Genomic DNA, 6182 nt, shown 5'->3' with positions numbered 1-6182 from the left:
CATTTGGCTTATTTGTTCCAGCAACAACAAAAATAATGTCATTTTCGAATTGAATTTGATCTAAAATTGCTGATTCTGCTGAAATAAAATTACTGTTAATTTCATCATTACTTCCTAATGAAATATTCCATACTTTAATATCTTTGTGTTTGGTAACTATTTCCTTAATCTGCTTAGTAATACTAAAAGATGAAAAACTAGATCCTGTTGCAACACCAAAATGTCTAACTTTAAACCTCCCACACCCGTCATCAAGCCATGGATTCAGTGTTGGTCCATCTACAATAATAGACGTTACTGCGGTTCCATGACTATAATCCCGAGGTTCTTTAGGTATATTATCATCAATCAAATCATGATATTCTACCCATTCGTTAAAATAAACACTTTTATCAAAAAGTGTATCTATAACTCCGATAGTTGATTCAATGTCAGGTGTTGGTATTGACATCAGTTTAGCATCATAATTTTGAATGAAATTTGAAGGAGCTAATTTTGATAAATCTACTGTAGCCATTGAAATTAAATATGGTGCTTTGGCAAATAATAAATCTAATTGGTTTCCATCTAAAAACACTGTTTGATCATCTAGGATTCGACTTGTTAAAATATCTATACCTAAACTATTAAGAATCTTTTTTGTATCAGACTTAGTGTCATATAGAGTTACTATGCTTTGTTCACCTTGATTCTCACTATATTCAATTTCAAAATCATCAATATATGAAACATCTGCAATTACCTGTTTAAATGGAGATTGAGTTATAGGATAATTTTTAAATATACTACTATTTATTTGAGTTTTATCTTTTAGTATTTCATTATTAATACTGCTATTAAATTTTTTAGCCAAAATATTATTTGCCTTTTCCAATAGTTCTATACTCTTGACTAAATCATCAGAGTTAAGATAATAAGTAATAATGTGTTTGCTTCTATCACTATTAAATTTGGCTCCAACGACGCAACCATTTGATTTATGTCCCTTAAATAAACCTCCTATCCTATTACTCTTAGCAACAATTTTATTATAATGAACACTAATTAAAACACCCTCAAAAGGTTTGTTTTCTTCTTGCCAAAATTTTTTAATTTGAGATATTTTTTTTATTAGTCTGTTTATTTTTTCGCTTGTAACGATTTCTTTACCATTCATAGAAGGTCCTCCAAAGCTTCCACCCCTTGAAGCTTGAACAAACCGATTTCCTCTTAATTCCAAAACATTATTCATTCACTTCTCCCTCCGCCTTCAAAGTACGAGAAACAGTACTTTTAGATTTTCCTTTCAACATCTCTATCTCTCTAACAGTAAATCCGTTTTGATATAATTCTTCAATAGTCGTTTGTTCTATATTACCTACTAAATTACTATATAGTCTCTGTAAATAATCATAATTACTATTTATATCACTGAAAGCCAATGATGTTTTTATAACGTTTTTAAGTTCGCCTGGATATGGAAGTTGATCAGCATTTCTTAATATCTTTTTAAAAAGCCTTGTATTCTTCGATATTCCTTTAAAATTTTTGATATATGACGATAAAAACGACTCCGAAATTTCTATTAAATCAGCTTGAGTGTACCTATTAAAATTGATTATAGCATCAAAGCGTCTAGATAACGCTTTATCAAAATTTTTAAACAGATTTGTAGTCGCAATAACTACTATCTTTTTATTTAAATCGGTTAGTCTATCAAGTTCTCGTAATATAGATGATGTCACTCTTCCCATTTCTCTTACATCGTTACTATTAACTCTATCCAAAGCGATTACGTCTATTTCATCAAACAAAACTACTGTTTTCTCGGGATGTGGAATCGTATTTATTTCACTGAATACTTTTGTTATATTTTTGGTTGTTTGACCAAGTTTGCTATCAACTAAATTATCAAAGTCCACGTAATATAAATTCCTATCTAATAATCTTGCTATATGCTTCGCAGCTTCTGTTTTCCCACTACCTGGAAGTCCTTCAAATAAGAACTTATTTATTCCAATATTATGATTTACTGCATTGATTACTCCCTTAATATCACTTGCAATCTCTGAAGGTAGGTTTAGAGGGTCTGATATTTTCACATTGACAGATTTCAAAAAATCGCTCTCAAAATCACTTGCTTGTGGAACATAAAGATTGGATTCAGCAACTAACCCCATGATATACTCGGCTAACTGGTAATCTCCTATACTATCAAAATATCTCGCAATGCTTATTGCTTCATTTCTAAAACCATTCTCATTTCTTTCAACATGATATTTTATCAAGTTGATTACATTTTGTTTCTTCACAGTAAAACACCTCCTGTAAGCTTTGTAAAATTATAACATAAAATGGGACTAATGTTAATTATTTGGGACAAAAACATAAAATATATTTGTTGTTGAAAAAACTATTCATACTTGCATACCTGGTTACTAATTTTCATTCTGATCAGATCCTGCTTGTCGCACTTCGGTTGCTTCATCTGATAAAAGCAATTGAATAGTGAGAGCGTTTAAAAATAATTGTATTTTAAATTTGGCTACAATGCCTCTAAAGAGGCTGCATTTCTTTTTACTAACAAGTTCAATGAATTATATTGCCCGATAGCACCTAACGGCTGGTTATGCATTATTTTAGATAAATATAATTTACCAAAAAACATCTTACTTAGTTTTCGTCATACTCATGCCAGTTCGTTATTGAGTTCAGCGGAAATATTAAAGAAGTTCAAGAACATTAGGCCTTAAAGACGTTATAATAACTATGAATATATACACTCATGCCATACTTTAAAAACTAAAAAAACTGGCTAACGCTTTACAGAGTACTTCAATTTCTAAAGAATGGAATGGAATTTAATGTGGGTTTATCAAAATTACTCATGCAAAAATAGAGTTAAAAACATTAAACAAACAATGTTTTTAACTCTTTAATTTTCATTACCCTACTGACCCTTCCATCTCATAAGCAATCAATCGGTTCAATTCTACTGCATATTCCATTGGCAATTCTTTCGAGAACGGTTCAACAAAGCCCATGATGATCATTTCAGTCGCTCGTTCTTCGGTTAAGCCACGACTCATCAGGTAATACAATTGTTCTTCTGATATTTTTGATACTTTCGCTTCGTGTTCTAATGACACATTGCCATTGTGGATTTCATTGTAAGGAATCGTATCGGATTTAGATAGGTCATCCATGATAATCGTATCGCATTCGATATGAGAAATCGATCCACCTGAGTTTTTCCCAAAGGTTACTTGGCCACGGTAGTTGACTTCGCCACCATCATGCGCAATCGATTTAGAAACAATCGAACTAGACGTATTGGGTGCATTGTGAATCATTTTTGCACCAGTATCTTGGTTTTGCCCAGCGCCAGCCATCGCAATCGACAACATTGTCCCACGTGCGCCATTTCCATTCAGGAAAACACTTGGGTATTTCATCGTTGTTTTCGCACCTAGGTTGCCATCAATCCATTCCATCGTACCGCCTGCATCGACTGTTGCCCGTTTCGTTACTAAGTTATAGACGTTATCAGACCAGTTTTGAATCGTTGTGTAGCGGCAATACGCGTCTTTTTTAACAACAATCTCAACCACGGCTGCGTGTAAGCTGCTTGAAGAAAAGGTTGGAGCCGTACAGCCTTCAACGTAATGAATACTCGCGCCTTCATCAACCACAATTAACGTCCGTTCGAATTGACCCATCGCTTCATCATTAATTCTAAAATACATTTGTAACGGCACATCACAACGAACGCCTTTTGGTACATAGATAAACGTTCCACCTGACCACGTTGCTGAGTTTAAAGCTGCTAGTTTGTTATCCGTTGGAGGAACAACCGTCGCGAAGTGTTCTTTAAAGATGTCGGCGTGCTCTTTTAAAGCTGTATCGGTATCGATAAAGACAATGCCCATCTTTTCGAATTCTTCTTTCATGTTATGGTACACCACTTCAGATTCAAACTGTGCACCAGCGCCGGCAAGGTATTTGCGTTCCGCTTCAGGAATCCCTAATCGTTCAAAGGTTTCTTTGATTTTTTCAGGTACATCTTCCCAATCACGTTCCGGTTTGTTGCTGGATTTCTTGTAGTAGGTAATGTTGTCAAAATCAATGTCGGATAAATCTGCGCCCCAAGTGGGCATTTTTTGGCTTTGGTAGCGTTCGAAAGACTTCAATCGAAAATCAAGCATCCATTCCGGCTCTTCTTTACGAGTGGAGATATCTCGAATAATCGCTTCTGAAATACCCTTTCCGGTTGTATAAACCGACTCGACATCATCATGAAAACCATATTGATACTCTTGTGTTTCTGGTACTTTACTCATCACTCAAACACTCCTTTCGTTACTCTTTTTCATTGATTCTAGTTTCCTCGGGTGTAGCTAAGGCTTTTTCTAGACCTTTCCAAGCTAATGTGGCACAACGGATCCGAGCTGGAAATTTAGCCACTCCACTAAGAATGGCTGCATCGCCTAATTCGTCCAAGTTTTCTGGGTCTTTTCCTTGCACCAATAAAGAAAATTGATCAACTAATGCAAGAGCTTCTTCTGGTGTTTTGCCTAGAACCACATCGGTCATCATACTGGCGCTGGCCGTACTAATCGTACACCCACTTCCCGAAAAGCGAATCGCTTCAATGCGGTTATCCGTTAGATTTAATTGCAGTTCAATCACATCGCCACACGTTGGATTGTTCATTTCAACTTGGTTAGTGGCCTCTTCTAATGTGCCATGGTGGTGTGGATGGCTAGAATGGTCTAAAATAACTTGTCGGTACAATTGATCTAATCTAGTTAGGGCCATAATTAAAAAACTCCTTTGCGGCTAGAATGGCTTCAACTAAGCTGTCACAGTCTGATTTAGTGTTGTAGACATAAACACTCGCTCGGGCCGTTGAAGACGCTCCTAGCTGTCTCATTAGCGGTTGGGTGCAATGATGGCCTGCTCGAACAGCAATACCTTGCATGTCGAGTGCCGTTGCTAAATCATGTGGGTGTAAATCATCCACATTAAACGTAATCACTCCCGTACGGCTTGCATCCTCCGCTGGTCCATAAACAACTACACCCGGGATGGCACGTAGTTTTGGCAACAGATACGTCACCAATGCTGTTTCGTGAGCATGGATATTTTCCATCCCTAATTGATTCAAGTAATCAATTGCTGCGGCTAATCCGATTGCTCCGGCAATATTCGGTGTGCCTGCTTCAAATTTCCATGGCAATTCCGTCCAGGTACTTTCTTGATCGTAGACAAAGTCGATCATTTCGCCACCGTACTCAATTGGTTCCATGGCTTCTAATAAGGCTCGTTTGCCATACAATACCCCAATACCGGTTGGTCCTAACATTTTGTGTCCACTAAACGCATAAAAATCAACATCCAAATCAACCACATTAACGGTCATATGGGGCACAGCTTGTGCACCATCGACAACCATCACTGCTCCAACACTATGAGCCAGTTGAGTCAATTCTGTAATAGGATTGATACTGCCCAAGACGTTTGATACATGTGTCAGTGCGACAATTTTCGTTTTAGTCGTGATTTGTTTTTTTGCACTAGTTAAATCTAATTGGCCATCTTTGGTTAACTCAATGTATTTTAGAGTCGCTTTATTTTTTTTAGCCAATTGTTGCCAAGGGACAATATTTGAATGGTGCTCCATATAAGAAATCACGATCTCATCGCCTTCATGCACGTTGGCTTCACCATAACTTTTAGCGACCCAATTCAGACTAGTCGTCGCTCCTCTAGTAAACAACACTTCAGCGGTTTCTTTCGCATGGATAAATGCTCGAACCGTTTCGCGGGCCGCCTCATATTGACTGGTAGCTCGTTCCGCTAATGTATGCACACCACGATGAACATTGGCATTAGCCGTTTTATAATAGGTTTCAATGGCAGTTAAGACAGCTGTTGGCTTTTGACTGGTCGCAGCACTATCCAGATAAATTAAGGGTTCATCGTTCACCACTTGATTTAGAATTGGAAAATCTTTCTTTACCTCTTCGCCTTGGAACATCATTTCAGTAACTTCCCTTCAATCGTTTCCACTAAGCCATCACGAATTGTTTTCACTGGGATGGCCGCAATCACAGATCCTAAAAACCCTCTAGTAACTAAACGTTCAGCGACATCTTTTGGAATACCGCGACTCATCAAGTAATACATTTCTTCCGGATCCA

Annotated in this window: 6 protein-coding genes; all 6 read right to left on the bottom strand. The window is 36.9% G+C overall.

Going from position 1 to position 6182, the window contains the following annotated elements; genetic code table 11:
• Window positions 1-1231 (bottom strand): S8 family serine peptidase (locus WBF61_RS02220; protein ID WP_424253526.1); only part of this gene is annotated, 1231 nt, incomplete at its 3' end.
• Window positions 1224-2291, bottom strand: coding sequence for an AAA family ATPase (locus tag WBF61_RS02215; RefSeq protein ID WP_424253524.1), 1068 nt, complete (start codon window positions 2289-2291; stop codon window positions 1224-1226). The genes WBF61_RS02220 and WBF61_RS02215, both read right to left, overlap by 8 nt.
• Before the next feature lie 633 nt (window positions 2292-2924).
• Window positions 2925-4319 (bottom strand): Fe-S cluster assembly protein SufB, encoded by a 1395-nt coding sequence (sufB, locus tag WBF61_RS02210; RefSeq protein ID WP_424253522.1) that lies wholly within the window; start codon window positions 4317-4319, stop codon window positions 2925-2927.
• A 19-nt stretch (window positions 4320-4338) separates the two neighbouring features.
• Window positions 4339-4797, bottom strand: coding sequence for a Fe-S cluster assembly sulfur transfer protein SufU (gene sufU / locus WBF61_RS02205; RefSeq protein ID WP_424253521.1), 459 nt, complete (start codon window positions 4795-4797; stop codon window positions 4339-4341).
• On the bottom strand, window positions 4784-6022 hold the full coding sequence (locus tag WBF61_RS02200; RefSeq protein WP_424253519.1) for a cysteine desulfurase: 1239 nt from the start codon (window positions 6020-6022) through the stop codon (window positions 4784-4786). The genes sufU and WBF61_RS02200 overlap by 14 nt, the downstream gene beginning before the upstream one ends.
• Window positions 6019-6182 (bottom strand): SufD family Fe-S cluster assembly protein (locus WBF61_RS02195; protein WP_424253528.1); only part of this gene is annotated, 164 nt, incomplete at its 5' end. The genes WBF61_RS02200 and WBF61_RS02195, both read right to left, overlap by 4 nt.

This window comes from Carnobacterium sp., from assembly GCF_049673005.1.
Classification (GTDB): Bacteria; Bacillota; Bacilli; order Lactobacillales; family Carnobacteriaceae; genus Carnobacterium_A.
The sequence above is the reverse complement of the archived record's forward strand: the minus strand, read 5'-3'. Positions and strand labels throughout refer to the sequence as shown.

Bases quoted from the DNA above. Each gene is read 5' to 3' on its own strand.
- sufU (WP_424253521.1), bottom strand. From the start codon at position 4,797: ATGGCCCTAACTAGATTAGATCAATTGTACCGACAAGTTATTTTAGAC.
- WBF61_RS02200 (WP_424253519.1), bottom strand. From the start codon at position 6,022: ATGATGTTCCAAGGCGAAGAGGTAAAGAAAGATTTTCCAATTCTAAAT.
- sufB (WP_424253522.1), bottom strand. From the start codon at position 4,319: ATGAGTAAAGTACCAGAAACACAAGAGTATCAATATGGTTTTCATGAT.